This window comes from Streptomyces murinus (genome assembly GCF_002154555.1).
GTDB lineage: Bacteria > Actinomycetota > Actinomycetes > Streptomycetales > Streptomycetaceae > Streptomyces > Streptomyces murinus.
Genome location: NZ_MUNF01000549.1, coordinates 1 through 1168 on the forward strand (window position 1 = coordinate 1; position 1168 = coordinate 1168).

Consider the following 1168-nt stretch of genomic DNA (forward strand, 5'->3'; position numbering starts at 1 on the left):
GGTGTCCGGGCGGTCCCGGGCGGCGAGGGTGGGCGTCGCCGTCCGCGGCCCCCTGGCCCGCGCGACCCAGGCGTACATGGGCCGGATCAACTCGTCCGGCCGGCCGGAGAGCGACCGGGTCTTCCGGGAGATGGCCGCGCTGTGCGACGAGGCACCCGTGCTCATGGACCTCGACGTGGTGCGGGCCGAGCGGCCGGCCGAGGACACCGTACGGCGCTTCTTCACCGTCCTCGCGGCCCCCGGCGAACTGCCCCCGCTCAATGACCTGCTGGCCGAGGACGTGCACAGCCACGACCCGGTGAACCCGCAGGACACCATCGGCCTGGACCACGCGCGCGCCGAGTACCGCATGTGGCGTGCCGCCTTCGAGGGCGCCTTCATCGTCGAGGACGTCCTCGTCCAGGACGACCGCGCCTGCGCCCGCTGGACCTGGCGGGCCACCCACCAGGGCGACTTCCTCGGCATCCCCGCGACCGGCCGCGATGTCACCATGACCGGCACGACCCTCTTCCGCCTCGCCCCCGACGGCAAGATCACCGANNTACCGCCCGGGCGGTACCGGCTGGTGCGGGGGATAGTCTGCGGCCTCGCGGTTCCCATGGGGAACTCTGTTCGAGTACCGGCCCGGGGCGGTCGAAGAAAGAGGGAAAGATGGCACAGGGGGGTCTTTCGGCGCGGCGTTCCGCGGGCACCGAGACCGCGGTGGACGTGCTGCTGCGATGGGCGCGGATCCGGCGGCGCTCGTCCGCTCAGGACATAGCGGACTTCAGGGGCGGACAGCCGTTGCAGATCGTCGGATTCACCAAGAGCATCGGCGGGGCGGTGATGACGTCGATCGGCCGGGGCAAGAAGATCGCGCGGACCAGGAGCGGGTTCCTGCGGTGCGCCCCGGGAGAGATGCCGGTCTGGACGGACCGGACGGGCGAGAAGAAGAGCGTTTTGCTGAGACCGCCGTTCGCGTTGGAACCCGTCGACGACAAGGTGCCCATGGCGTCGAAGTTCGAGCGCTACGAGTTGAGTACGGCGGACGGGACGTACGACGTGATCGTGCCGAAGAAGGACGCGGAACTGATGCGACACGTCTTCGGGGGGTCCGAGGCCGAGAAGCGGGACGAGGCCGGGCGCGTCTGAGGGGCGTGCGGCAGCGCGAAGGCCCGGCGCCCCCTGA

The 1168-nt window shown here is 71.1% G+C and carries 2 protein-coding genes; both read left to right on the forward strand.

The window, feature by feature from the left end; translation table 11 throughout:
* Positions 1-163 precede the first annotated feature (163 nt).
* Complete coding sequence (locus CCN72_RS29425; protein WP_425276183.1) at positions 164-760, forward strand: ester cyclase; 597 nt, start codon at positions 164-166, stop codon at positions 758-760.
* Positions 761-783: 23 nt separating this feature from the next.
* Positions 784-1131 carry a hypothetical protein gene (locus tag CCN72_RS29430; protein WP_244174538.1) on the forward strand — a complete coding sequence of 116 codons (348 nt, stop codon included), beginning with the start codon at positions 784-786 and terminating at the stop codon, positions 1129-1131.
* The last annotated feature ends 37 nt before the right edge of the window (positions 1132-1168 follow it).